Annotated in this window: 22 protein-coding genes, 2 tRNA genes and 1 other RNA gene; 7 read left to right on the forward strand and 18 right to left on the reverse strand. The window is 57.1% G+C overall.

Annotated features, from left to right (window positions below):
* Positions 1–9: 9 nt before the first annotated feature.
* Both rsmH and mraZ read right to left on the reverse strand, forming a co-directional pair.
* Complete coding sequence (gene rsmH / locus ACQUQP_RS17470; RefSeq protein WP_432696316.1) at positions 10–948, reverse strand: 16S rRNA (cytosine(1402)-N(4))-methyltransferase RsmH; 939 nt, start codon at positions 946–948, stop codon at positions 10–12.
* Positions 949–966: 18 nt separating this feature from the next.
* Positions 967–1,422 (reverse strand): division/cell wall cluster transcriptional repressor MraZ, encoded by a 456-nt coding sequence (gene mraZ / locus ACQUQP_RS17475; RefSeq protein WP_432696317.1) that lies wholly within the window; start codon positions 1,420–1,422, stop codon positions 967–969.
* Between the two features lie 526 nt (positions 1,423–1,948).
* On the opposite strand from mraZ, the gene ACQUQP_RS17480 reads away from it, so the two are divergent.
* The gene (locus tag ACQUQP_RS17480) at positions 1,949–2,776 is read left to right on the forward strand and encodes a peptidoglycan-binding protein (RefSeq protein WP_432696318.1); all 828 of its coding nucleotides are present in this window, start codon (positions 1,949–1,951) and stop codon (positions 2,774–2,776) included.
* Positions 2,777–2,822: 46 nt separating this feature from the next.
* Here the strand turns inward: ACQUQP_RS17480 and ACQUQP_RS17485 are convergent, their stop codons facing one another.
* The 3 genes from ACQUQP_RS17485 to rsmI all read right to left on the reverse strand — a co-directional run bounded on the left by ACQUQP_RS17485 (position 2,823) and on the right by rsmI (position 4,895).
* Positions 2,823–3,530 carry a hypothetical protein gene (locus ACQUQP_RS17485; protein WP_432696319.1) on the reverse strand — a complete coding sequence of 236 codons (708 nt, stop codon included), beginning with the start codon at positions 3,528–3,530 and terminating at the stop codon, positions 2,823–2,825.
* Positions 3,531–3,658: 128 nt separating this feature from the next.
* Positions 3,659–4,013, reverse strand: an RNA gene (gene rnpB / locus ACQUQP_RS17490) — RNase P RNA component class A.
* Between the two features lie 51 nt (positions 4,014–4,064).
* On the reverse strand, positions 4,065–4,895 hold the full coding sequence (gene rsmI / locus ACQUQP_RS17495) for a 16S rRNA (cytidine(1402)-2'-O)-methyltransferase (RefSeq protein WP_432696320.1): 831 nt from the start codon (positions 4,893–4,895) through the stop codon (positions 4,065–4,067).
* Between the two features lie 103 nt (positions 4,896–4,998).
* Here rsmI and ACQUQP_RS17500 point away from each other — a divergent pair, with 103 nt between their 5' ends.
* The 4 genes from ACQUQP_RS17500 to ACQUQP_RS17515 are packed head-to-tail and all read left to right on the forward strand — an operon-like array spanning position 4,999 to position 8,312.
* Positions 4,999–6,753 carry a penicillin-binding protein activator gene (locus ACQUQP_RS17500; RefSeq protein ID WP_432696321.1) on the forward strand — a complete coding sequence of 585 codons (1,755 nt, stop codon included), beginning with the start codon at positions 4,999–5,001 and terminating at the stop codon, positions 6,751–6,753.
* Positions 6,754–6,767: 14 nt separating this feature from the next.
* On the forward strand, positions 6,768–7,127 hold the full coding sequence (locus tag ACQUQP_RS17505) for a YraN family protein (RefSeq protein WP_432696322.1): 360 nt from the start codon (positions 6,768–6,770) through the stop codon (positions 7,125–7,127).
* A gap of 19 nt (positions 7,128–7,146) precedes the next feature.
* The gene (locus tag ACQUQP_RS17510) at positions 7,147–7,734 is read left to right on the forward strand and encodes an SIS domain-containing protein (protein ID WP_432696323.1); all 588 of its coding nucleotides are present in this window, start codon (positions 7,147–7,149) and stop codon (positions 7,732–7,734) included.
* A 2-nt stretch (positions 7,735–7,736) separates the two neighbouring features.
* A complete protein-coding gene (locus ACQUQP_RS17515; protein ID WP_432696324.1) occupies positions 7,737–8,312 on the forward strand; it encodes a BON domain-containing protein in 576 nt (191 codons plus the stop codon).
* 7 nt (positions 8,313–8,319) lie between these two features.
* Here ACQUQP_RS17515 and ACQUQP_RS17520 read toward each other — a convergent pair whose 3' ends face one another.
* The 10 genes from ACQUQP_RS17520 to ACQUQP_RS17565 all read right to left on the reverse strand — a co-directional run bounded on the left by ACQUQP_RS17520 (position 8,320) and on the right by ACQUQP_RS17565 (position 15,752).
* The gene (locus ACQUQP_RS17520) at positions 8,320–8,736 is read right to left on the reverse strand and encodes a ClpXP protease specificity-enhancing factor (protein ID WP_432696325.1); all 417 of its coding nucleotides are present in this window, start codon (positions 8,734–8,736) and stop codon (positions 8,320–8,322) included.
* 78 nt (positions 8,737–8,814) lie between these two features.
* Positions 8,815–9,447: a stringent starvation protein SspA gene (gene sspA / locus ACQUQP_RS17525; protein WP_432696326.1), complete on the reverse strand. Its 633-nt coding sequence runs from the start codon at positions 9,445–9,447 to the stop codon at positions 8,815–8,817.
* A gap of 97 nt (positions 9,448–9,544) precedes the next feature.
* Positions 9,545–10,318, reverse strand: a complete 774-nt coding sequence (locus tag ACQUQP_RS17530) for a cytochrome c1 (RefSeq protein WP_432696327.1) — start codon at positions 10,316–10,318, stop codon at positions 9,545–9,547.
* Positions 10,318–11,574, reverse strand: a complete 1,257-nt coding sequence (locus ACQUQP_RS17535; protein WP_432696328.1) for a cytochrome b — start codon at positions 11,572–11,574, stop codon at positions 10,318–10,320. Before ACQUQP_RS17535 ends, ACQUQP_RS17530 begins: the two co-directional genes overlap by 1 nt.
* The gene (gene petA, locus ACQUQP_RS17540; protein ID WP_132296977.1) at positions 11,574–12,170 is read right to left on the reverse strand and encodes a ubiquinol-cytochrome c reductase iron-sulfur subunit; all 597 of its coding nucleotides are present in this window, start codon (positions 12,168–12,170) and stop codon (positions 11,574–11,576) included. The genes ACQUQP_RS17535 and petA overlap by 1 nt, the downstream gene beginning before the upstream one ends.
* A gap of 285 nt (positions 12,171–12,455) precedes the next feature.
* On the reverse strand, positions 12,456–12,848 hold the full coding sequence (gene rpsI / locus ACQUQP_RS17545) for a 30S ribosomal protein S9 (protein WP_432696329.1): 393 nt from the start codon (positions 12,846–12,848) through the stop codon (positions 12,456–12,458).
* Between the two features lie 14 nt (positions 12,849–12,862).
* Positions 12,863–13,294 carry a 50S ribosomal protein L13 gene (gene rplM, locus ACQUQP_RS17550; RefSeq protein WP_432696330.1) on the reverse strand — a complete coding sequence of 144 codons (432 nt, stop codon included), beginning with the start codon at positions 13,292–13,294 and terminating at the stop codon, positions 12,863–12,865.
* A gap of 192 nt (positions 13,295–13,486) precedes the next feature.
* Positions 13,487–14,596: a cell division protein ZapE gene (gene zapE, locus ACQUQP_RS17555; protein ID WP_432696331.1), complete on the reverse strand. Its 1,110-nt coding sequence runs from the start codon at positions 14,594–14,596 to the stop codon at positions 13,487–13,489.
* Positions 14,597–14,685: 89 nt separating this feature from the next.
* A complete protein-coding gene (locus ACQUQP_RS17560) occupies positions 14,686–15,339 on the reverse strand; it encodes an LrgB family protein (protein WP_432696332.1) in 654 nt (217 codons plus the stop codon).
* A gap of 53 nt (positions 15,340–15,392) precedes the next feature.
* A complete protein-coding gene (locus ACQUQP_RS17565; RefSeq protein WP_432696333.1) occupies positions 15,393–15,752 on the reverse strand; it encodes a CidA/LrgA family protein in 360 nt (119 codons plus the stop codon).
* A gap of 181 nt (positions 15,753–15,933) precedes the next feature.
* On the opposite strand from ACQUQP_RS17565, the gene ACQUQP_RS17570 reads away from it, so the two are divergent.
* Positions 15,934–16,010: transfer RNA gene (locus tag ACQUQP_RS17570), tRNA-Pro, on the forward strand.
* Between the two features lie 318 nt (positions 16,011–16,328).
* Positions 16,329–16,405, forward strand: a tRNA-Pro gene (locus ACQUQP_RS17575).
* Between the two features lie 235 nt (positions 16,406–16,640).
* Here the strand turns inward: ACQUQP_RS17575 and aceF are convergent.
* The 3 genes from aceF to pdhR all read right to left on the reverse strand — a co-directional run bounded on the left by aceF (position 16,641) and on the right by pdhR (position 22,309).
* Complete coding sequence (gene aceF, locus ACQUQP_RS17580) at positions 16,641–18,590, reverse strand: pyruvate dehydrogenase complex dihydrolipoyllysine-residue acetyltransferase (protein WP_432696334.1); 1,950 nt, start codon at positions 18,588–18,590, stop codon at positions 16,641–16,643.
* Positions 18,591–18,632: 42 nt separating this feature from the next.
* Positions 18,633–21,281, reverse strand: coding sequence for a pyruvate dehydrogenase (acetyl-transferring), homodimeric type (gene aceE / locus ACQUQP_RS17585; RefSeq protein WP_432698715.1), 2,649 nt, complete (start codon positions 21,279–21,281; stop codon positions 18,633–18,635).
* Between the two features lie 266 nt (positions 21,282–21,547).
* Entirely contained in the window at positions 21,548–22,309 is a 762-nt protein-coding gene (pdhR, locus tag ACQUQP_RS17590) for a pyruvate dehydrogenase complex transcriptional repressor PdhR (protein ID WP_432696335.1), read from the reverse strand.
* Positions 22,310–22,387 lie beyond the last annotated feature (78 nt).

Consider the following 22,387-nt stretch of genomic DNA (forward strand, 5'->3'; position numbering starts at 1 on the left):
TCAGCCCCGTCATGCCTTTTTAACCGCCACTCGCATCACGGCGCTGCGCGCCCGCGGGTTAGCGGCAACCTCGTCCTTGGAGGCCTTGACCGCCTTGCCACCGCTGCTGAGGCGCTGGTTCAGCATCTCATCGGTGACCGGTATGCCTGGCGGCAGGTGCTCATCCCCTTTCACATACTTGCGGATAAAACGTTTCACCAGCCGGTCTTCCAGCGAGTGGAAGCTGATCACCACCAGACGACCACCGACAGCCAGCACATCCAGTGACTTCTCCAGCACCTGCTCGACATCCTCCAGCTCCCGGTTGATGTGAATTCGGATTCCCTGAAACGCACGGGTTGCCGGGTTTTTGCCTTTTTCCCAGCGGGGGTTTGCCTCGGCGATGATCTTCGCCAGTCGCGCCGTGGTGGTAATCGGCTCCTCTTCGCGCGCGGCAACGATCGCTTTGGCCATGCGACGGGAGAAACGTTCTTCCCCGTAGTGGTAGATAACGTCGGCGATCTCAGCCTCCGGCGCACGGTTGATCCAGTCGGCTGCACTTTCGCCGCTGCTGGTATCCATGCGCATATCCAGGGGACCATCGTTGAGAAAACTGAAGCCGCGCTCGGGATCATCGAGTTGCGGCGAGCTGACACCAAGGTCCAGCAAAATGCCGTCGACCTTGCCGGTCATGCCGGCATCGGCGACGAAACGATCAAGCTCGGCAAAGGAGCCGTGACAGATGGAAAAACGCGGCTCATCACCAAAGCGTTCACCCGCATGGGCGATCGCCTGGGGATCCTTGTCGATCGCCAGAATATGACCCTGATCATCAAGTTCGCGCAGAATACGCTCGGAGTGACCTCCGCGACCGAAGGTTCCATCCACATAGAATCCGGAGGGATTGGTGACGAGTGAGGTTACGGCTTCTTCCAGTAGCACCGTTGTGTGGCTGAACGCTTGTGGCATTATGCCCCGGCCCTTTAATTATAATGACAGTGTTTTGACTTCCTCAGGCAACTCCGCCCCCGGATTTTCATCCTGCAGGTACGTATCCCGGGTCGCGTTCCAGAGATCCTCACTCCAGATCTCGAATTTTTTCCCTTGCCCCAACAGGACAATGCGCTTCTCCAGCGCGGCATACTCCCTCAACGGAGCCGGCAACAGCAATCGGCCGGCCGCATCCATATCCAGGTCCGTGGCGTGACCGATCAGCAAGCGCTGTACACGTCGAGCGCCGGGGTCATAACTGGGCAGCGCTTCAAGCTTTTCCTGGATCAGGTCCCACTCGGGCTGTGGATAAAGCAGCAAACATTTGGTTTCGGTATCGATGGTCGCCACCATGCGCCCATCGCAGTGATCCGAGATCGACTCACGATAGCGCGAGGGAATCGCCAGGCGTCCCTTGCCATCGATATTGATCGGATTCACTCCGCGGAACATGATTCCCACCGGACACCCCAAAATTAACCACTTTCACCCACTTTGTACCACTATGCGACACTATAGGTATCAACACTACCCAAATCAAGGTTAATTGCAGGGGCTTTAGGCGCTGGATTTCGTGCCCCAGGGGTCGGCCAGGGCACTCTTAAAAGCAGCGCAACACCAGACAAAATGGGACCTGAAGCCAAAGAGCCATAGGAAACAATACGTTGTGGATATCTGCGCCCCAGGAGCCCAAGCCAGGCACGGGGAAAGGCGGAATTTCCAGCCACCCCATAAAGCGCGGTGGACAGGTCTGAAATCCAAGATCAGTTTTTTTCGCCCGAAACGGCAGATGTGGTAACGAGGTCCTTATTATCGCTTCTGCCGAGCCTTCCCAGGCAAGCTTGAGGTTCACCGCTGCATCGATGAGTCTGCCTCAAACTATCAGTGTACTGCTGTGGCTATTCAGCAACCGACCGATTAGTGTGGATATCTATCAACACCGTTCCAACCTCTGACGAAGTAACGAACCCTCTGCCTTATGAACAAGTCATTCTTCGTTTACCCTGTTTTTATCGCGACTGTTTTATCAGGCTGCACACAGATCGGCCTGATCAATTCCTCAGCACCGACCCGGGCACTCGCCGAATCCGCCAAACAGGGCGATGCCGAATCCCAGTATCAATTGGGGCTGCGCTTTACCAATGGCGCCGACGTGCTGCAGGACTACGCCCTGGGCGTTATGCATTTCAAGGATGCCGCCAGACAGGGCCATACAGATGCCCAGTACATGCTCGGCATGGCCTATTACCTGGGCCGGGGCACCAATATCGATTACGACGACGCTCGTTTCTGGCTGGAAAAGGCGGCCAGCGCCTATCACCGCGAAGCGATGCACTACCTGGGGGAGATCTATTTCAACGGCTATGGCACAGAAAAGGCGCCCGCCTGGGGAGTCCAGTGGGCGGGTCAGGCCGCCGAACGAGGCTATGCGGAATCCCAGTACCTGATGGGCGTCAGCCTTCTGTCCGGTATCGGCAGCTCCAGGAACCAGCCACTGGGGCAGAGATGGCTACGCAGCGCCCACCAAAACGGCAGCCTGAGAGCCAGGGAGCTGATGAAAAAGCTGAATATCAGCAGCACGGGCGTCACCGTCCAGGGCAGCAACCTCTCTGACAGCGCCCTGCGCAACAAATACCGCATCCGCTATGCACAGACCCGGCTGAATCAGCTTGGCTACCCGGCGGGTGCAGAGGACGGCCTCTGGGGAGGTAAGACCGAAAAAGCCGCGCGCCAGTTTATGAACGCCGGTGACATCTCCCTGGACAGCCTGGTCGACGCGTTACGCCAAAAAGCGGAAAAGCACTGAGATCCCCAGTGCTTTTCTGTCTGGCATCTCACTCGCTACAGACGCCTTAATACTGATCAGACTCCGACAACTCGGCCTCTACCTCTTCGGCAACCACCGATTCAATCCCGAGCAGCGCATTGACCTCGGCCACGACCTCTGCAGACAGGGTTTTGTTTGCCGCCTCAGCCAGGGCACTCACTTCAACCCGAGCCTGCTCTTCCAGCCCCGTGGTTGTTTTGGCGTCCAACTCTGCTTTCGCCTGCGCAAGCTGGGCCGACACCTGGTTATAAGCCGGGGTATCCACTTCCAGCTCTTTAAGCTCAGCCTCGAGCTCGGCGACGGTTTTAGACAAATCGCCGATATCATCGGCGAGGCTAATACCATCCTCAACGACACGCTCATAAGCTGCGATTAAGCCGACGCGGGAATTCGGTGCTGCGTGCGCACGGGCCGTTGCCGATGCATGGGCCGCATTCAGCGCACCCAATGAACTGGCCACAGCTCCACGATTATTGCCGACGCCACGACCCTGAGCGCCTTTAGCACCCGGGCCAGCGCTGCGACCGAGGCCTCCGGCGGCACTCTGCCCCTTTCCTTTACCCTGCCCGCCGGCATTACCACCGCCATTACCGCCGCCGTTGCCACCACTGTTGCCGCCCTTGGCATGGGCCTGCTGGCCAAAGTCGATGGGCATGATCTGCCCTGCCAGCAGGGGGCCGAGCGACAGCGCGGACACCGCAACGAGCGATACCAGGATACGAGTAAATTTCATCACAAACCTCCAGCTGGCTGCCCAAAGGGCAGTTTAGCAAAGAAGCGGACACGGGTAAGCACCCACATTTAGTATGGGTATAGAGAATAATCAGGAAAGAGGAGAAAGGCTGAACAGGCCGGGAAAGAAATGGGAGTCAGCCGATAAGCCGGGTTTTGTCGTGGACAATCATTCATCTAGGACCTGCGTCACCACAGGCCTCCAGCAACCTACCCGGACCCAGCGCGGGCCACGCCTTAAGGGTCCCTATTTGGTCTTGCTCCGAGTGGGGTTTTCCATCGCCGTGGAGTGTTGCCACCCACGCGGTGCGCTCTTACCGCACCATTTCAACCTTACCGGCGATCCGAAGATCGCTTAGGCGGTATACTTTCTGTTGCACTTTCCGTCGGCTTTCACCGCCCAGACGTTATCTGGCACCCTGCCCTCTGGAGCCCGGACTTTCCTCCCCTGCGCGAACGCAGCAGCGATTGCCTGGCTGACTCCCGCGGCGGAGTATAAACACTGCCGCGACGATAGCAAGCCCAAGCGCCAGACTCAGTCCTCGATCAGCACCTGGTACAACTGATTTTTTTTCAGACCCGTGATCTCCGCCGCCAGACCAGCCGCTTTTTTCGGCGGCAGCTCTGTCGCCAGAAGACGGACAATCCGTTCCGCTTCGGCATCGAGGAGGTTCTCTTTTTCCGCTGCGCCGTGAACCAGTACAACGAACTCCCCCTTCTGCTGCATAGGGTCAGCCTGCATCCATTCGATCACCTCGCTCAGGGCCCCGCCATGGATCGTCTCGAAGGTTTTGGTCAGCTCCCGCGCTACCACGACGTACCGCTCCGGACCGAAAACCTCAGCCATATCGGAGAGACTGGCAAGAATACGGTGAGTCGACTCGTAAAAAATCAGCGTCGGCGTCTCTTTAGAGAGAAGCTCAAGACGCTGCCTGCGGGCACCACTCTTGGGCGGCAAAAACCCCTCGAACAGAAAACGGTCCGATGGCAACCCCGATGCACTGAGCGCCGCAATAAAGGCACAGCACCCCGGCACAGGCGACACCCTGAAGCCGGCGTCACGCACTGCACGCACCAGGTAAAATCCTGGATCCGAGATCAGCGGCGTGCCGGCGTCGGAAACCAGCACTACCTGCTTACCTTCCTGAAGATAACGAATGATCAGATCAGCCCGTTGGCGCTCGTTGTGATCATGAACTGATATCATCTCGGCTTTAATGTTAAAGTGCGCGAGCAATCGACCGCTGTGACGCGTATCCTCGGCTGCAACCAGGTCAGCACTCGACAGGACGTCCAGCGCCCGCGGCGATAGATCGCCCAGGTTGCCGATAGGTGTCGCGACAATATTGAGAACAGGTTCCGACATCGTTATCCATCCATATTTCCGGGTGTCCGAGTATATGACGAATAGAACTAGACTGCCTCTTTGCATCCTGCTGATCTCTCTGTTATCCGCATGTGCGGCGCCGATGAGCACTACCCGCACGATCAGCCAGGGCAACGACGCTGAACAGCTGATTGCCCGCGCGGAGAGCGCGCCGCCCATCGAGGCCGCCGAGCTTAAGCTGCGCGCTGCCGAGATGCTGATGCGCCAGCAGCAGACAGAGCAGGCAGTCGCGCTGCTCGACAGCATCGACACCCGGAATCTGCCGCCCAGCCTCGCATTCGATATCACCCGCTTGCGGGTCAACCAGGCGCTGGAAGCTGATGACGCCTCACGGGCGCTCAGCCTGCTGGACACCCGCGCCCTGCCCAGCCTTTCTCAACCCCAGCAAACGGAGCTGGGTGAACTCCGGGCCGAAGCCTACAGCCAGCAGTCGCAGCCGCTTTCTGCAGCGCTGGAGCTGATCGCGATCGCCAACTTCCCCCAGAGCCCCGAGCAGAAACAGGCGATGCACGATCGCATCTGGTCTCTGCTACAGCAGGCCCCCTCCACAGAGCTGCAACAGGCCGCCCGCGCAAGGGACAACGGTTATTACGAACAGGGCTGGCTGGAACTAGCGCTTGCGTCTCGCGATACCCGAAACCTGACCGAGAGCAACGATGCCCTGAGCCAGTGGCGCACACTGTGGGAAGATCACCCCGCCTTCGCATTACCGCCGATGGATCTGGCAACTCCGCAGATCGCCCCGCTGCATGCAGGCCGAATCGGCCTCCTTCTCCCGCTGAGCGGACCTCTGGCCGAACCGGCTCGTGCCATCAGCGAGGGTTTCTACAGCGCCATGATGACGTCGCAGCAACCGAACAGCGCACCGGACGTGGTGACGATCGACAGCACCCGAATCTCCACACCAGCACAACTAGCCTCTCTGGCTCAGCAGCAGCGCCTTGAACTGATTATCGGACCGCTGTCGCGGGACTATGTGATGCAGCTGAGCCAGATTCAAAACTTTCCGCTGCCGATCCTGGCTCTGAATAAGGCGACACCGGGCTCGGCGCTTTACCAGCTGGAGCTCTCTTCAGATCAGGAAGCGCGACTCGTCGCCGAGCGCGCCTGGCAGGATGGGCACCGCCGCGTCGCCCTGATCGTCCCCGATGCCGACTGGGGTAAGCACCTGGCCTCTTCGCTCACAGACAGCTTTACCTCACTGGGCGGCCAGGTCGTGGAGACGCTTGCCTACCAGAGCGGACAGGATTTCTCCTCACAGATAAGCCAGCTCCTGCTCACCGACCGCAGTGCGGCCCGTGCCCGCGAGGTGCGACGTATCATCGGCCAGAGTATCGATTTCAACGAGCGCCCCCGCGATGACATCGATGCCATACTGCTCACGGCACTGCCGCAGGATGCCCGCCAGATCAAACCGATGCTGGCATTCCACTTCGCCGGCGACATCCCGGTCTATGCCACCTCCCATATTTACGAAGGCACCCCGGACCCGATGCGGGATGTGGACCTGAATGGCATTCAGTTCCTGGACCTCCCCTGGGTACTCAACCCACCGAGCGAGGCCCACCTGGCTCTGAACCAGACCCGCCAGGACACAGACAGCCGCTTTGGCAGACTCTATGCGTTGGGGATCGACGCTTACCGGGTGTTCCCCTACCTGTACAGCCTCAGCCAGAGCCCCGGCGCCTACATCGAAGGGGAAACCGGCCAGCTCAGCCTGGACAACCAGCGCCAGGTCAAACGCGCGCTGCCCTGGGCTGTCTTTAGCGATGGTGTACCCAGGGTACAGCCCGCGAAGACCTTAGAGTCAACGCAGCAAAACCTGCCCATGAACTGATACAAGGAGATGCGATGGACCGCAGAGCCAAAGGCAAGGAAGCCGAGCAGGCCGCAGAACAGTTTCTTAAAGCGCAAGGACTGAGGCCGCTGTTAAGAAACGCCAACTGCCGGCTAGGAGAGATCGACCTGGTAATGCAGGATGCAGACACCATCGTTTTCATCGAGGTTCGCCAGCGCACCCATAGCCAGTTCGGCGGCGCTGCCCAGTCCGTGGACAGCATCAAGCAGCGCAAACTGATCCAGACCGCGCAGCTACTACTACAACGACATCCCGACTGGAGCACCCGCCCCTGTCGATTCGATGTTATCGCGTTCGAATGCGGTTCGGCTCAACACCTGCCCTTGTGGTATAAAGACGCCTTCCGCCCATGACTACCGGATACAAGAGCGAATGGAACTAGAAGACCGCATCGTCAGCCAGTTTCACAACTCGATGGAAATCAATGCACAAACCATCGAGCACTACACACCGCTGATCGCGGAAGCCAGTGAACTTCTCCTGCACTGCCTGGTCAACGAGAGCAAGATTCTCTGCGTCGGTAACGGCGGTGCAGGCGCGCTGGCTCAGCACTTCTCGTCACTGCTGCTGAGTCGTTTCAGGCATGAGCGCCCGGGCCTGCCCGCACTGTCTCTGAACGCCGATAGCGCCGTAATGAGTGCAATCACCGAGGACAGCAGTTTTGCCGAGGTTTACGCCAAGCAGATTCGAGCCATCGGCCAGCCGGGCGACATCCTGCTGGCAATCTCACCTGACGGGCGCGGCACAAGTATGGTCCAGGCGATACAGGCCGCTCACGACCGGGAGATGCTGGTTATCGCCCTGACAGGGGGCGACGGCGGCAACATGACTGCACTGCTGGCGCGCGATGAGATCGAAATCTGCGTACCGAGCGACGACGAATCGCTGGTTTACCACACACAATTACTCGTTTTGCACTGCCTGTGTGATCTGATCGATCACCAGCTATTTGGAGCCTGACTATGAAACGATCCGCGGTAGTTCTTTCGCTTCTACTGGGCACAGCATTTCTCAACGGCTGCTCATCGATTGTGAGCGCCACGCGGGAGGGCCCGATCGATGAGGAACCCGGCAGCCGCACCTTTGGCAACTATATCGAAGACGAAATGATTGAGACCAAAACCCTGGTCAACATCAGCAAGGGCTCGGCCAAGCTCGGCCAATCCCACGTCAATGTCACCAGCTTCAACGGCCAGGTTCTGTTGAGCGGGCAGGTACCCGACGCAAATATCAAGCGGGAAGCGGAAACGATCACCGCCCAGGTTCGTGAGGTGGGTAAAATTCACAATGAGCTTGAGATAGCAGGCCCCACATCGGGCATCGTGCGCACCAACGATGTTTACCTGACCAGTCGGGTCAAGCTTCAGCTGCTGGCCGACAAGAACGTACCGGGAAGCCGCGTCAAGGTTGTCACCGAGAACAGCACGGTCTACCTGATGGGACTGGTTTCAAGAAATGAAGCGGACACCACGGTCGCTGTCGTACGCAGCGTGCCGGGTGTCCGCAAAATCGTGAAGGTGTTCGAATATATCGATTGATACGGCGTTACTTCACAACACGAAGTGACGGACGACCGCCGCCCGGACCCGGTTCGGGCGGCTCTGGATCAGGTTCGGTCTCATGACCGACCTCCAGCTCCGCAGCACCCGGCTCCATGCCGAAGCCCATCCCCATACCATTCTCACGCGCATAGATAGCCAGCACAGCGGCTACCGGCACGAACACATCCATCGGGACGCCGCCAAAGCGGGCGTTAAAACTGACGCCTGTGTTATCCATCAACAGGTTGCGTACTGCGCCCGGGGCGATATTCAACGTAATCTGACCGTCCTGGACAAAGTCCTGGGGTACCGCCACACCGGCAACACCGGCATCGACCACCAGATGCGGCGTCAGATCATTGTCGTTAAGCCACTCGAACAGCCCTCTCAGCAAGTAGGGGCGACTTGGCGTAACGGACATCAGTTACCTCCTTAACATGACAAAAAAGGGATGAAGTGTTCAGCTTCATCCCTTTTGCATCGAATCGAGATCTCGCTATCAGTCGCGCATTTCCCGTTCAGCATCAGACAGACTTGCCTGGAAAGATTCGCGCTCAAAGAGGCGCTCCATGTAGCCGATCAACGGCTTGCACTGCGCTTCAGGGAGCTCGATACCCATCACCGGCAAACGCCACAGCAGCGGCGCGATACAGCAATCCACCAGACTGAATTCGTCGCTCATGAAGAACGGCTTCTCAGCAAAGATCGGCGACACCGCAACCAGGCCGTCACGCAGCTCTTTGCGTGCCTTTTCGACCTGGGCGTCCGATGCGTTACCGGACAGAATCAGATCAGCCGGCGCACACCAGTCCTTCTGAATGCGATGAACAAAGAGACGACTCTCGGCGCGCGCAACAGGATACACCGGCAGTAGCGGCGGGTGCGGGAAGCGCTCGTCGAGATACTCCATCATCACATTCGGCTCATAGAGCACCAGTTCGCGGTCTAGCAGAGTCGGCAAACTGTTGTACGGATTAAGTGCCGCGACATCCTCCGGCAGATCGCTCTCCTTGCAGTCGACGATATCAACCGCCACGCCCTTTTCGGCCAGAACAATACGCACACGGTGGCTGTAATGATCATCGCCATTCGAGTAAAAGGTCATGGAAGAACGCTTAGCCACTACGCCCATCTACTATATCCCCATAAAAATAAGTCGGATGCTAAAACAAAAAATCTACGCGACCCGAAGAGCCGCGTAGTTTTTATGGTCACTAACAGCCGAGTGTTTAGTGAACGTCTTTCCAGTACTCTTTCTTCAGAGCAAAAGCGAACACGAAGAGGATCGCCAGGAAGATCAGTACATAAGTACCAATCTTACCAGATACCATCTTCGACGGCTCAGCCATGTAAGCCATGAAGTTGACCAGGTCGTAGACGTAACGGTCGAACTCTTCTTCGCTCATTGAACCGGTTTCCGGCTCAACCGACATGCAGCCACCGATACGGTCACCGGTCAGCGGGTCCACTTTCTCATGGCCACCGGCATGCATCTCTTCCGGAGTACAGTGGTTGATAACCGTACCCTGCAGGTGTTCCAGCACGTTCGGCATACCCACATCCGGGAATACCGTGTTGTTCACACCCCAGGGACGCGCCTCATCCTTGTAGAAGCTGCGCAGGTAGGTGTAAACCCAGTCCGGACCACGCAGACGCGCTTCCAGAGTCAGATCCGGCGGAGGATTACCAAACCAGTTCTGAGCATCTTCCTTCGGCATCGCAATGGTCATCTGATCGCCGACTTTCTTTTCAGAGTCAAAGATCAGGTTTTCCACAACCAGGTCGTTCGGCATTTCCAGATCAGTCGCCGCGCGTTCGAAACGCTGATACTGAGCTGAGTGACAACCCATGCAGTTGTTGACGAAGTTGGCCATACCGCGCTGCAGCGAAGCCTTGTTGGTCAGATCGACATTCATCTCATCCAGCGGCACTCCGGCGCCGCCGGCAGCGCTGGCCGTAACCGGGGCCAGCACCATCATCAGAGCAATAAGATACTTTTTCATTATCCTGTAACCCTTTCCGGAACCGGTTTAGTCTTTTCCATCCGTGTATAGAACGGCATCAGGAGGAAGAACGCGAAGTACAGTACGGTAGTAATCTGAGACACAAGGGTGCGTCCCGGCGTAGAAGGCAGCGCGCCCAGCACACCCAGGATCACGAAGCTGACGGCGAAGATAAGCAGCCACAGCTTGCTGAGCATCCCTTTGTAACGGATGGACTTAACCGGGCTGCGATCCAGCCAGGGCAGTACGAACAGGATTGCGATAGCAGCACCCATTACGACAACACCCCAGAACTTCGCATCTACACCGAACAGCGGGTAGGTCACCGCACGCAGCATCGCGTAGAACGGCGTGAAGTACCAGACCGGAGCGATATGGTCAGGCGTCTTCAGCGGGTTAGCCGGCTCGAAGTTCGGTTTCTCGAGGAAGTAGCCACCCCCTTCAGGGAACCAGAACACAACGATACAGAACACGAACAGGAAGACGACGACACCGACGATATCTTTGACGGTGTAGTACGGGTGGAACGGAATGCCGTCCAGCGGCTTGCCGTTTGCGTCTTTCTTGTCCTTGATCTCAACGCCATCCGGGTTGTTGGAACCCACTTCGTGCAGGGCGATGATGTGCAGTACAACCAGCGCCAGAATGACGATCGGCAGTGCAATCACGTGCAGTGCAAAGAAGCGGTTCAGGGTAATGCCGGAAATCAGGTAGTCACCACGGATCCACTGCTGCAGATCCGGACCGATCACCGGAATCGCACCGAACAGGGAAACGATAACCTGGGCACCCCAGTAAGACATCTGACCCCAGGGCAGCAGGTAGCCCATGAAGGCCTCTGCCATCAGCGCCAGGTAGATGGTCATACCGAAGATCCACACCAGCTCGCGTGGTTTACGGTAGGAGCCGTAAAGCATGCCGCGGAACATGTGCAGGTAGACGACAACGAAGAATGCCGATGCGCCGGTGGAGTGCAGGTAACGCAGTAACCAGCCATATTCCACATCACGCATGATGTATTCGACAGACGCGAACGCGCCTTCGGCGCTGGGGTTGTAGCTCATGGTCAGCCAGATACCGGTGAGGATCTGGTTAACGAGTACGAGCAGCGCCAGCGAACCGAAGAAATACCAGAAGTTGAAGTTCTTCGGTGCGTAATATTTGGAGAGATGATCTTCCCACATGGCCGTGGCCGGGAAGCGGTCGTCGATCCAGCCCATCAGGCCGGGATTTCCTTTGTTGCGAGAACCAGCCATTATCCTGCCTCCTGATCGACACCAACAACGAGCGTGTTATCGTCTTCGTACATGTGCGGCGGAATCACCAGATTGGTTGGCGCAGGCACACCTTTGAAGACACGTCCGGAAAGGTCAAACTTGGAACCGTGACAGGGGCAGAAGAAGCCGCCCAGCCATTCAGGACCCAGATCTTCCGGCGCCACTTCCGGGCGGTAGGTCGGAGAACAACCCAGATGAGTGCAGATACCCACCATTACCGCGATTTCCGGGCGAATCGCACGGGCCGGGGTATTCGGGATATAATCAGGCTGCTGCGGCTTTTCGGAGGTCGGGTCCGCGAGACGGTCGTTCATCTTTTCCAGATTTGCCAGTGCATCCGGTCCGCGACGAACAACCCACACAGGCTTACCGCGCCACTCTACAATCATCTGCTGACCCGGTTCCAGCTTGCTGATATCCGCCTTTGCAGGTGCACCTGCGGCTTTCGCCTTGGCACTCGGATTCCAGGAAGCCACGAACGGGACAGCAGCTCCAACGGCACCCACTGCCCCTACGGCAGAGGTAGCTCCAATCAGGAGCCGGCGCCGACCTTTGTTCACGCCGTCATTGCTCATTAACTTCATCTCCCCTCAATCGACGAACCAGCTTTGCACACACACAAAAGAATGGCCGCCCTTTCAGTCATGAAAACCACGAAATCTGGATTTTTCAAATGGCGCAAATGGTAATTAAATTACCCTATAGATACAAGGTAAAAAGGCCGCGTACGACCAAATATCAACTGTTTACTGACCTGCAGCAGAGCGCCGATAACAAAACGCAAAAAGCCCGCAACCATAGATGGCGCGGGCTTTTTTTCGTGTTTCCAGCAGGTTGCGGCACCAGGCCGCAGCCGGAAATTAACGCTTGGAGAACTGAGGACGCTTACGCGCTTTGCGCAGACCGACCTTCTTACGCTCGACAGCACGAGCGTCACGGGTAACGTAACCCGCCTGACGCAGAGAGGAGCGCAGAGTTTCGTCGTATTCCATCAGCGCACGGGTGATACCGTGACGGATAGCACCAGCCTGGCCATTACCACCACCACCAGCGACAGTGATGTAAACGTCAAACTTCTCTGCAGTTTCAGTCAGCTCCAGCGGCTGCATGACGATCATGCGCGCGGTTTCGCGGCCGAAGTACTGCTCCAGAGTGCGCTGATTGATAGTGATTTTGCCTGTACCCGGACGCAGGAAGACGCGTGCGGTGGACGTTTTGCGACGGCCAGTGCCGTAGTACTGAGTAGTAGCCATTATTCGCCTTCCCCTTAGATGTTCAGTTCTTTCGGCTGCTGTGCCTGATGCGGATGCTCAGCACCAGCGTACACTTTCAGCTTGGTGTACATGGAACGACCCAGCGGGCCCTTCGGCAGCATACCTTTAACGGCCAGCTCGACAGTACGCTCAGGGAAGGTTTCAACCATCTTGTTGAAGTTGGCTTCCTTCAGACCACCCGGGAAACCGGAGTGACGGTAGTACATTTTGGCGTTGCGCTTATTACCGGTAACGTTAACCTTCTCGGCGTTAACTACAACGATGTAGTCGCCGGTATCAACGTGCGGAGTGTATTCCGGCTTATGCTTGCCACGCAGACGACGTGCGATTTCAGTCGCCAGACGACCCAGGGTTTTGCCCTCGGCGTCAACAACATACCAGTCGCGTTTTACTTCGGCTGGCTTAGCGCTAACAGTTGTGCTCATTGATCTAGTACCTTGAACCTTTAAGTCTCGAACCCGAAAAAAATCCGGCTTCCGACTTACCTTATAGTTATTGGTTGCCAGTCACACAGGGCGGCCTGACAACGTACACTATCCCCTACCCCTTGCAGAGGAGCGCGAATTATAGACAAGTCAAAACATGAAATCCAGAACCGAATACACCCGATCAAGCAATTAACCAGCCCGGTGTTCGCGAACCAGGTAATCGTGGGACTGCATCTCCAGCAAACGACTCTGCGTACGCTGAATCTCAAATTCCAGACGACCTTCAGTGTAGATCTGATCGATCGACACTTCCGCTGACATGATCAACTTCACACCACTGTCGTAAAACTCGTCGACCATGTTGATGAAGCGTCGCGCGGCATCGTCATTGGCACGTCCAAGCTGGGGCACATTGCTCAAAATGACCGCATGGAAAATCTTCGCCAGCTCGATATAGTCATTCTGGGAGCGCGGTCCATTGCACAGCGCATCAAAGTCGAACCAGACCACATCTTCGCAGATCCGGCGACTCTGAATACCACGACTATTTACATCGACCACGGCTCCCTCGACCACCTCTTCCAGGTCCGGCGCCAACCCCTCAAAGCTTCTATTGAGGCTTTCGTCGGCACTGGCATCCAGCGGCCAGTGATAAAGCTCCGCCTGCTCCAGGGTGCGCAGACGGTAATCGACGCCACCATCCACATTCACCACCTCGGTGTAGCGGTTCAGCAGATCAATGGCGGGCAGAAAGCGCGCGCGCTGCAGGCCGTCCTTATAGAGGCCGTCCGGTACGATATTGGAGGTTGCAACCAGGGCGACGCCGTTGTTGAACAACTGCTCCATCAATCCGCCGAGGATCATCGCATCGGTGATATCGGAGACAAAAAACTCGTCGAAACAGATGATGCGCGCCTCATCCGCGTACTTGCGGCCGATCGCCACCAACGGATTCTTGGTGCCGTCGAGCAAGCGCAGTTCCTGATGGACTCGCTGCATGAAACGGTGAAAATGGGTGCGCATCTTCCGCTCAATCGGAAGACTGTCGTAGAAGGTATCCATCAGGTAGGTTTTGCCGCGACCAACCCCGCCCCAGAAGTACAGCCCCTTCACCGGCTCGACAGCTTCACGGCGCAACTTGCCGGTAAGGCGCTGCATAAAGCCGGGCTGCGGCGCGCTCTCGGCAGCCACCAGATCGTCATATAGACGCTGCAAGTGCCCCACTGCCATCTCCTGGGTAGGATCGTAGGCAAAATCCTCTCTTTGCAGGTCCTGCTTATAACGTTCCAGCGGTGTCATTTAGACGCTTACCCCCAGCATAGATATCACCCAATGATTGAAGCGGCAAACTTTACTGCTGTGCAACATATTTATCAAATTGACGACGTTCAAAATCCCGCAAGCGACACTAGCAAGGGCAGCAGAAACGCAGTCACCAGCCCGGCCACGCCCATGGCAAGCCCGCCGAAGGCACCAGCCATCGCACTCAAACCGAACGCATAAGCCGTTCCTATGCCGTGCGCCGACATGCCAAGCGCAAAGCCTCGCGCCTCGTCATCATCGATTCGGAAGATCCGGAATACGATCGGTGCCAGCACACAGCCGAGAATGCCTGTCATCAATACGATGCCGGCCGCGAGCGACGGGTACCCTCCTATCTTTTCCACTATACCTATGGCGATGGGCGAGGTGACCGACTTGGGTGCCAGGGTCAAAATAGTGCGCGGCTCACCGCCGAGAAGCCAGGCAATACCACTGGCGCTGACTACAGCCGTAATGACGCCACTGAGGGTCGCCACCAGAACCGGAAGCCAGATCTGCCGCAACCTGTCGAAATAGTCCGACAACGGCACCGCCAGCGCCACGGTGGCCGGCCCGAGAAGAAAGTGGATGAACTGTGCGCCATCAAAATAGGTGTCATAGTCGGTACCTGTAGCGGTCAGCAGCAGGATCAACACCGCCATGGAAAGCAACACCGGATGAAAAATGGACAGACCACCCAGGCGCCGGTGTAACCAGCGCGTAAACAGAAACACCGCCATTGTCAGCACAATCCAGAACAGAGGGCGCGCTGCAAAATATACCCAGAACGAAGTCATCTACCGCCCTTTTTCTCTAACCGACGCATAAGGCGCACCAGAACCCAGCCGGTTACCCCCATGGTAATCGCGGTACTCAGTACAAGCGTCACGCCAAACACCAGCCACTGACGCCCGATCAGGTCCAGGTGCACCATAACCCCAACCCCGGCCGGCACAAACAGCAGGGCGAGATTGGACAGCAGCGCATCGGCCACGGTGCGTAACGACTCCGGCACCACACCCCGGTTCAGCATCAGATAGATCACCAGAAACAGCATCCCCAGAACCGGCCCGGGCACGGACAGCCCCAGTGCCACCACCAGCAACTCGCCAGCCAACTGAAACCCCAGAAGTATCAACAAACCCGCCAGCATCGACCCTCTCCCACCCTCTCACAGGCACACACCCGAACAAACCCGTTCATTTTTCTGCACAGCCCCTTGGCATGTTTCAAACAGCTCACTATAATGCGCCGCGTCGCATCGGCAAGGGCTACCCGCCCAAAGTCTAGCGTTATGGAAGGGCCTTACCGGGCACTTCCTTCCAATCAAATGTCGGGGTGTAGCTCAGCCTGGTAGAGCACTGTCTTCGGGAGGCAGGGGTCGTAGGTTCAAATCCTGTCACCCCGACCATCTTTGGTCGGTTCATCGACTTTTTCCGCAACACGCTTATTTCTCCTCAGCAACACAGATTCCAACCACAGCTGCCGTCTTATCGCTCTCTGAAAGTTTTAGACAGGAGCCGCTCACACCGAATCTGAGCACAGATTGACCAGCACAATTTTCTTTCAAGAAAAAACTCGCATCTTGTTGACAGCAAAAGAAAAACCCTTATAATTCGCGCTCACTTGAACGGCACATCGGGTTTCCCGACCTGAATAAAAAATCGCCATTCAGGACACAAGCAGTACCAGAGTCGCATTTCCGCCCTGGAAAACGCGGCAGCATCGTCGGGGTGTAGCTCAGCCTGGTAGAGCACTGTCTTCGGGAGGCAGGGGTCGTAGGTTCAAATCCTGTCACCCCGACCATTTCTTCTGTTAGTTTTATCCCTTTTTATTTCCCACTCCAATATCTATTCAGACCCAGAATCCGGGCCTGAAACCTCGTTATTTATCCGCCGCAATCCACCACTACCCTTTATTGCCCTGGCACAAAAAACACCGTCAGCCACATAGACCAGGCCAGCCCTCCCGCGCCGGTTAGCAGCGACAAAAAAAAGACCCCCGAAGGAGTCTTTTTTCAATCAGCCTAAGACTGGATCGATCAGAGAACCAGGCGACGGATATCGCTCAGCAGTCCATTCAGATCGGTCAGGAAGCGACCTGCATCACCGCCGTTGATGGCACGGTGATCGTAGGACAGGCACAGCGGCAGCATCTGACGCGGCTCGAATTCCTTACCGTTCCAGCGCGGCTTGATATCCGCACGGGAGACACCCAGGATAGCCACCTCCGGCGCATTGACGATCGGCGTAAAGCCGTTGCCGCCGATACCGCCAAGGCTTGAGATAGTAAAGCAGGCACCCTGCATCTCGTTCGGCTTCAGCTTGCGATCCTTGGCCTTGCCAGCCAGCTCGATCGCCTCCTTGGACAGCTCGTAGATGCTCTTCTTGTCAGCATCCTTGATCACCGGCACCATCAGGCCGTTCGGCGTATCCACCGCGATACCGATGTTCACATATTTCTTGTAGACAATATGTTCACCGTCGGAGTGCAGCGACGCATTGAACTTCTGGTGACGGGTCAGAGCGATCGCCGCAGCCTTGATCAGGAACGGCAGCGGAGTCAGCTTGACGCCAGACTTGGCCGCTTCGTCCTTCATGGACTTACGGAAGGCTTCCAGCTCGGTGATATCCGCATCGTCGAACTGAGTCACATGCGGAATGTTCAGCCAGCAGCGGGACATGTTGTCGCGGGTGATCTTGTCAACCTTGGTCAGCTTGACCATCTCGGTCTCGCCGAACTTGCTGAAGTCCACCGCCGGGATCGGCGGAATGCCGGAACCACCGGTCACAGCAGCCGCGGCACCACCACCCTGCTCGACCTGCTTGATAAGCGACTTGACGTAAGCCTGGACGTCTTCCTTAACGATACGGCCTTTACGGGCAGAGCCCTTGACCTTGGTCAGATCGACACCGAACTCACGGGCAATCGCACGTACCGCAGGACCGGCATGAACAGACTTGTTCTTCTGATCCATTGCCGCCAGGTCAGCACCTGAGACCGGAGCAGCCGCCGCTTTCTGCGGAGCCGCAGCTGCAGGCGCTGCAGGCTTCGGAGCTTCCTGAGCCGGAGTCGCCGCTGGTGCGGGAGCCGCACCGCCTGCCACTTCAAGCTCAAGCAGCAGGTCGCCTTCGTTGACCTTGTCGCCTTCGCTGATCTTCATGGACTTGATAACGCCCGCTTTCGGGGCCGGCACTTCCATGGAGGCCTTGTCGGTTTCCAGTGTGATCAGGCTGTCGCCCTCTTCGACGCTATCACCGTCCTTGACCAGAACTTCGATAACATCAACATCACTGGCGCCACTCAGATCCGGAATCAGAACCGACTCCACACCACCACTTGCAGCAGGTGCTGCAGCAGCCGGTGCAGGCGCCTCGGCAGCAGCGGCCGGCGCAGCCGGAGCTGCACCAGCGTCGGCAATTTCGAGCTCCAGCAGCAGGTCGCCTTCGTTGACCTTGTCGCCTTCGCTGATCTTCATGGACTTGACCACACCAGCCATCGGCGCGGGCACTTCCATGGAAGCCTTGTCGGTTTCCAGGGTAATCAGGCTGTCGCCTTCTTCGACGCTATCGCCGTCCTTGACCAGAACTTCGATAACATCAACGTCGCTGGCACCGCTCAGATCCGGAATCAGAACCGATTCAATACGGGTACCACCCGCAGCCGCAGGTGCGGCCGGTGCAGGCTCAGCAGCAGGCGCAGGGGCCGGAGCCTCTGCAGCAGGCGCTTCGGCAGCCGGTGCAGCTGCTGCACCTTCCGCCTCAACTTCAACTACGGCATCACCTTCACTGCAGGTGCCGCCCTCGCTGACCAGAACTTTTTTAACGATACCGCCGACCGTTGCCGGCACTTCCATGGAGGCCTTGTCGGTCTCCAGGGTAATCAGGCTGTCGCCTTCGGCAATGGTATCGCCTTCTTTTACCAGAACTTCGATGATATCAACGCCTTCGTAGCCACCGATATCCGGCACTGTAATGGTTGTTGTGCTCACAATACTGTCCTCTCGTTAACCTTCAGATGTTCAGTAGCCGGATTACACGGTCCAGGGAGCCGGTTTTTCCGGGTTGATATTGAACTTCTGCATAGCCTTGGCCACGACGGCAGGTTCAACCTTACCCTCTTCCTGCAGCGCCTTGAGGGCAGCAATACAGACGTAGTAGCGGTTAACTTCGAAGAATTCACGCAGTTTGGTGCGAGTGTCAGAACGACCGAAGCCGTCTGTACCCAGCACCTTGTAACGACGCGGGATGTACTCGCGCAACTGTTCGGCAAACATACGCATGTAGTCGGTAGATGCAACGACCGGACCTTCATGCCCTTCCAGCACCTGCTGGATGTAAGGAACGCGCGCTTCAGCTTCCGGATGCAGCATATTCCAGCGATCAACTTCCTGCGCTTCGCGGCTCAGTTCGTTGATGGAGGTAGTGCTCCAGACATCCGCCTCGACACCGAACTCTTCACGCAGCAGCTTGGCACCTTCGCGAACTTCGCGCAGGATCGAACCGCAACCGAACAGCTGGACACGCAGATCAGCCTTGCCGCCCTCTTCCAGCAGGTAGATACCCTTGACGATACCTTCCTCGGCGCCCTGCGGCATCGCCGGGTGCTGATAGTTCTCGTTCAGTGTAGTGATGTAGTAGAACTTGTTCTCTTGGTCCTGGTACATGCGCTTCATACCATCCTGAACAATCACCGCCAGCTCGTAGCCGTAAGTCGGATCGTAGCTGACGCAGTTCGGAATCATCCGCGCCATCAGGTGGCTGTGACCATCCTGGTGCTGCAGACCTTCACCGTTCAGCGTGGTACGGCCAGAGGTAGCACCGATCAGGAAGCCGCGCGCCTGCATATCACCGGCAGCCCAGCACAGGTCCATGACGCGCTGGAAACCGAACATGGAGTAGAAGATGTAGAACGGCACCATGGTGCAGTTGTTGTTGGCGTAGGAGGTCGCCGCAGCGATCCAGGCCGACATGGAGCCCGCTTCGTTGATACCCTCTTCCAGGATCTGACCGTTCTTGGATTCCTTGTAGAACATGATCTGATCGGAATCGTGCGGAACGTAGCGCTGACCTGCAGAGGAGTAGATACCGAGCTGGCGGAACATACCCTCCATACCGAAGGTACGGGCTTCGTCAGGCACGATCGGCACCAGGCGGTTACCCATCTTCTTGTCCTTGGCCACAGTGCTCAACACACGGTTGAGAGCCATCTGGGTGGACAGGGTACGCTCGCCGGAATCCTTCAACTGACCGGAGAATGCTTCCAGCTCAGGGGTTTCCAGTTTTTCAAACTCGGTGCGGCGCGCCGGATAGAAACCGCCCAGCTTGCTGCGACGCTCCATCATATACTTCATCTCCGCTGAATCCGGAGACGGACGATAGTAAGGAACTTCTTTCAGCTGATCGTCAGCCAGCGGGATATTGAAGCGGTCACGGAAGGACTTGAGGTCGTCCATCGCAACTTTCTTCAGGGAGTGAGTATCGTTCTTCGCCTGGCCGGACTGACCGGTACCGTAACCTTTTACGGTCTGAGCGAGGATAACGGTCGGCTGTCCCTTGTGGTTCATCGCCGCGTGGTATGCCGCGTACACCTTGTACGGGTCGTGACCACCACGGTTCAGGTTCATGATCTCTTCGTCAGTCATATCCTTGACCAATTCGGCCAGTTCCGGATATTTGCCGAAGAAGTGCTCACGGGTGTAAGCACCGCCATTCGCCTTGTAGTTCTGCAGTTCACCGTCACAGACTTCGTCCATGCGCTTCTGCAGCAGGCCGTTGGTGTCCTTCTCGAACAGCGGATCCCAGTGACGGCCCCAGAGACACTTGATGACGTTCCAGCCGGCGCCGCGGAAGATACCTTCCAGCTCCTGGACGATCTTGCCGTTACCACGTACCGGGCCATCCAGACGCTGCAGGTTACAGTTGATCACGAAGACCAGGTTTTCCAGCTGTTCACGGCCAGCCAGGGAGATAGCACCCAGGGATTCCGGCTCGTCACACTCGCCGTCACCCAGGAACGCCCAGACCTTGCGCTCGCCACGTTTAACCAGATCACGCGCAGAGAGATAGCGCATTACGTGCGCCTGGTAGATCGCCTGAATCGGCCCCAGACCCATGGATACGGTCGGGAACTGCCAGAAGTCCGGCATCAGCCAGGGGTGCGGGTAGGAGGACAGACCGTTGCCGTCCACTTCACGACGGAAGTTATCCAGCTGCTCTTCGGTCAGGCGGCCTTCCAGGTAAGCGCGGGCATAGATACCCGGGGAGATGTGACCCTGGAAGAAAACCATGTCAGCTTCACGGTCGCCCTCGGCACCGTGGAAGAAGTAGTTGAAACCGATATCGTAGAGGGTAGCGGAAGAGGAGAAGCTGGAGATGTGACCACCCAGTCCCTCGTCGTTATCGTTGGCGCGCATGACCATCGCCATGGCGTTCCAGCGGATAAATGAACGGATGCGGCGCTCCATGAACAGATCGCCCGGCATGCGAACTTCGTCGCGCGGCGAGATCGTGTTCACGTACGGCGTGTTCAGAGTACCGGCACTGCCAACACCGATTTCAGCGGCACGAGTGCCAAGCTTAGTCAGCAGGTAGCGCGCGCGCTCATTGCTGTCGTTTTTGGCGACAGACTCAAGCGCTTCCATCCACTCGTTTGTTTCGATTGGATCGATATCTTCAATCATCTCATCATGCACTGTGCTTTCTCCGATTCCATAAGCCGTCAGTTTGCAGAGAAAACGCCCGATGCGCAGATCATGCGTTTCGAGCGCTTTCAGCTCGCACCTCTTGGTTTTTACAACCCCGAATGCGGCGTAGCACAGGGGATGAGGGTGCTTTAATTGTGTGTAAATATACTACACAGAGTATTACATTCAGTCTACAAAATGGCGTTTGAGGTCAAATTGATCAACAAACCACCAACAACCGATGTAATTTTCGTACACAACTCTTACGGATTAAGCTCAACCCGTCGCAATGCACGTTGCAGTCGGGAGTTTTCTCGCCCCTGCTCCAGCAAAGCCTCTTCAACATAGACCAAATGATCGTGCGCCGCCTTACGGGCGTGTTCAGGCTCCCCCGCACAGATCGCTTCCATCAATAACCGATGCTGCTCATGGATACGCTGACGGATCTCAGCCTTGGGGTAAATACTGCTCAGGTTATCGCCAATGTGCTGATGTAACAGCTGGAACAGCGCTCTCATCATATGTAACAGCACCACATTGTGAGCCGCCGCGGCGATGGCCAGATGAAACTCCACATCGGCCGCCACCTCTTTATCAAACTCCTTGCGATCGTGGTAACGCTGCAGGTCATCAAGCCTTGCCGCTATCACCTCCCGATCGGCGACTGTCGATCTGAGTGCAGCATAGTAGGCCGAGACGCCCTCCAGGGCGTGGCGGAACTCGAGCAGGTCATATTGCGCTTCCGGATGGCTGCGGAACAGGTCGAGCAGCGGGTCAACCAGGCCATCGCCCAGATTTTCCGCCACGAAGGTACCGCCCCCCTGCCGACTGACCAGCAACCCCTTGGCGGCTAGCTTCTGCAGCGCTTCCCGAATCGATGGCCTGGAGACATCAAACTCCTGGGCCAGCTCCCTTTCCGGAGGCAAACGCTGACCGGGACGCAAAGCCCCTTCCATAATCATCTCTTCTATTCTTTGCATGATTACATCCGAGAGCTTGGGCTGCTTCACGCTGCGATAATTCATCTGCTTCTCCACGGCACGGAAGGTGCCTGACTCCCCGGGACTGACGACCTATTACGCTGGCTGAAAATTGACAAGTCA

Source organism: Marinobacterium sp. YM272 (assembly GCF_050908845.1).
In the GTDB taxonomy this organism is placed as follows: domain Bacteria; phylum Pseudomonadota; class Gammaproteobacteria; order Pseudomonadales; family Balneatricaceae; genus Marinobacterium_D.

Bases quoted from the DNA above. Each gene is read 5' to 3' on its own strand.
- ACQUQP_RS17480 (WP_432696318.1), top strand. From the start codon at position 1,949: ATGAACAAGTCATTCTTCGTTTACCCTGTTTTTATCGCGACTGTTTTA.
- ACQUQP_RS17560 (WP_432696332.1), bottom strand. From the start codon at position 15,339: ATGGCGGTGTTTCTGTTTACGCGCTGGTTACACCGGCGCCTGGGTGGT.
- ACQUQP_RS17520 (WP_432696325.1), bottom strand. From the start codon at position 8,736: ATGTCCGTTACGCCAAGTCGCCCCTACTTGCTGAGAGGGCTGTTCGAG.
- ACQUQP_RS17535 (WP_432696328.1), bottom strand. From the start codon at position 11,574: ATGGCTGGTTCTCGCAACAAAGGAAATCCCGGCCTGATGGGCTGGATC.
- ACQUQP_RS17485 (WP_432696319.1), bottom strand. From the start codon at position 3,530: ATGAAATTTACTCGTATCCTGGTATCGCTCGTTGCGGTGTCCGCGCTG.
- aceE (WP_432698715.1), bottom strand. From the start codon at position 21,281: ATGATTGAAGATATCGATCCAATCGAAACAAACGAGTGGATGGAAGCG.
- ACQUQP_RS17500 (WP_432696321.1), top strand. From the start codon at position 4,999: ATGAGCACTACCCGCACGATCAGCCAGGGCAACGACGCTGAACAGCTG.
- pdhR (WP_432696335.1), bottom strand. From the start codon at position 22,309: ATGAATTATCGCAGCGTGAAGCAGCCCAAGCTCTCGGATGTAATCATG.
- ACQUQP_RS17565 (WP_432696333.1), bottom strand. From the start codon at position 15,752: ATGCTGGCGGGTTTGTTGATACTTCTGGGGTTTCAGTTGGCTGGCGAG.
- mraZ (WP_432696317.1), bottom strand. From the start codon at position 1,422: ATGTTCCGCGGAGTGAATCCGATCAATATCGATGGCAAGGGACGCCTG.
- rsmH (WP_432696316.1), bottom strand. From the start codon at position 948: ATGCCACAAGCGTTCAGCCACACAACGGTGCTACTGGAAGAAGCCGTA.
- ACQUQP_RS17530 (WP_432696327.1), bottom strand. From the start codon at position 10,318: ATGAAAAAGTATCTTATTGCTCTGATGATGGTGCTGGCCCCGGTTACG.
- rpsI (WP_432696329.1), bottom strand. From the start codon at position 12,848: ATGGCTACTACTCAGTACTACGGCACTGGCCGTCGCAAAACGTCCACC.
- ACQUQP_RS17505 (WP_432696322.1), top strand. From the start codon at position 6,768: ATGGACCGCAGAGCCAAAGGCAAGGAAGCCGAGCAGGCCGCAGAACAG.
- ACQUQP_RS17515 (WP_432696324.1), top strand. From the start codon at position 7,737: ATGAAACGATCCGCGGTAGTTCTTTCGCTTCTACTGGGCACAGCATTT.
- rsmI (WP_432696320.1), bottom strand. From the start codon at position 4,895: ATGTCGGAACCTGTTCTCAATATTGTCGCGACACCTATCGGCAACCTG.
- petA (WP_132296977.1), bottom strand. From the start codon at position 12,170: ATGAGCAATGACGGCGTGAACAAAGGTCGGCGCCGGCTCCTGATTGGA.
- zapE (WP_432696331.1), bottom strand. From the start codon at position 14,596: ATGACACCGCTGGAACGTTATAAGCAGGACCTGCAAAGAGAGGATTTT.
- sspA (WP_432696326.1), bottom strand. From the start codon at position 9,447: ATGGGCGTAGTGGCTAAGCGTTCTTCCATGACCTTTTACTCGAATGGC.
- ACQUQP_RS17510 (WP_432696323.1), top strand. From the start codon at position 7,147: ATGGAACTAGAAGACCGCATCGTCAGCCAGTTTCACAACTCGATGGAA.
- rplM (WP_432696330.1), bottom strand. From the start codon at position 13,294: ATGAGCACAACTGTTAGCGCTAAGCCAGCCGAAGTAAAACGCGACTGG.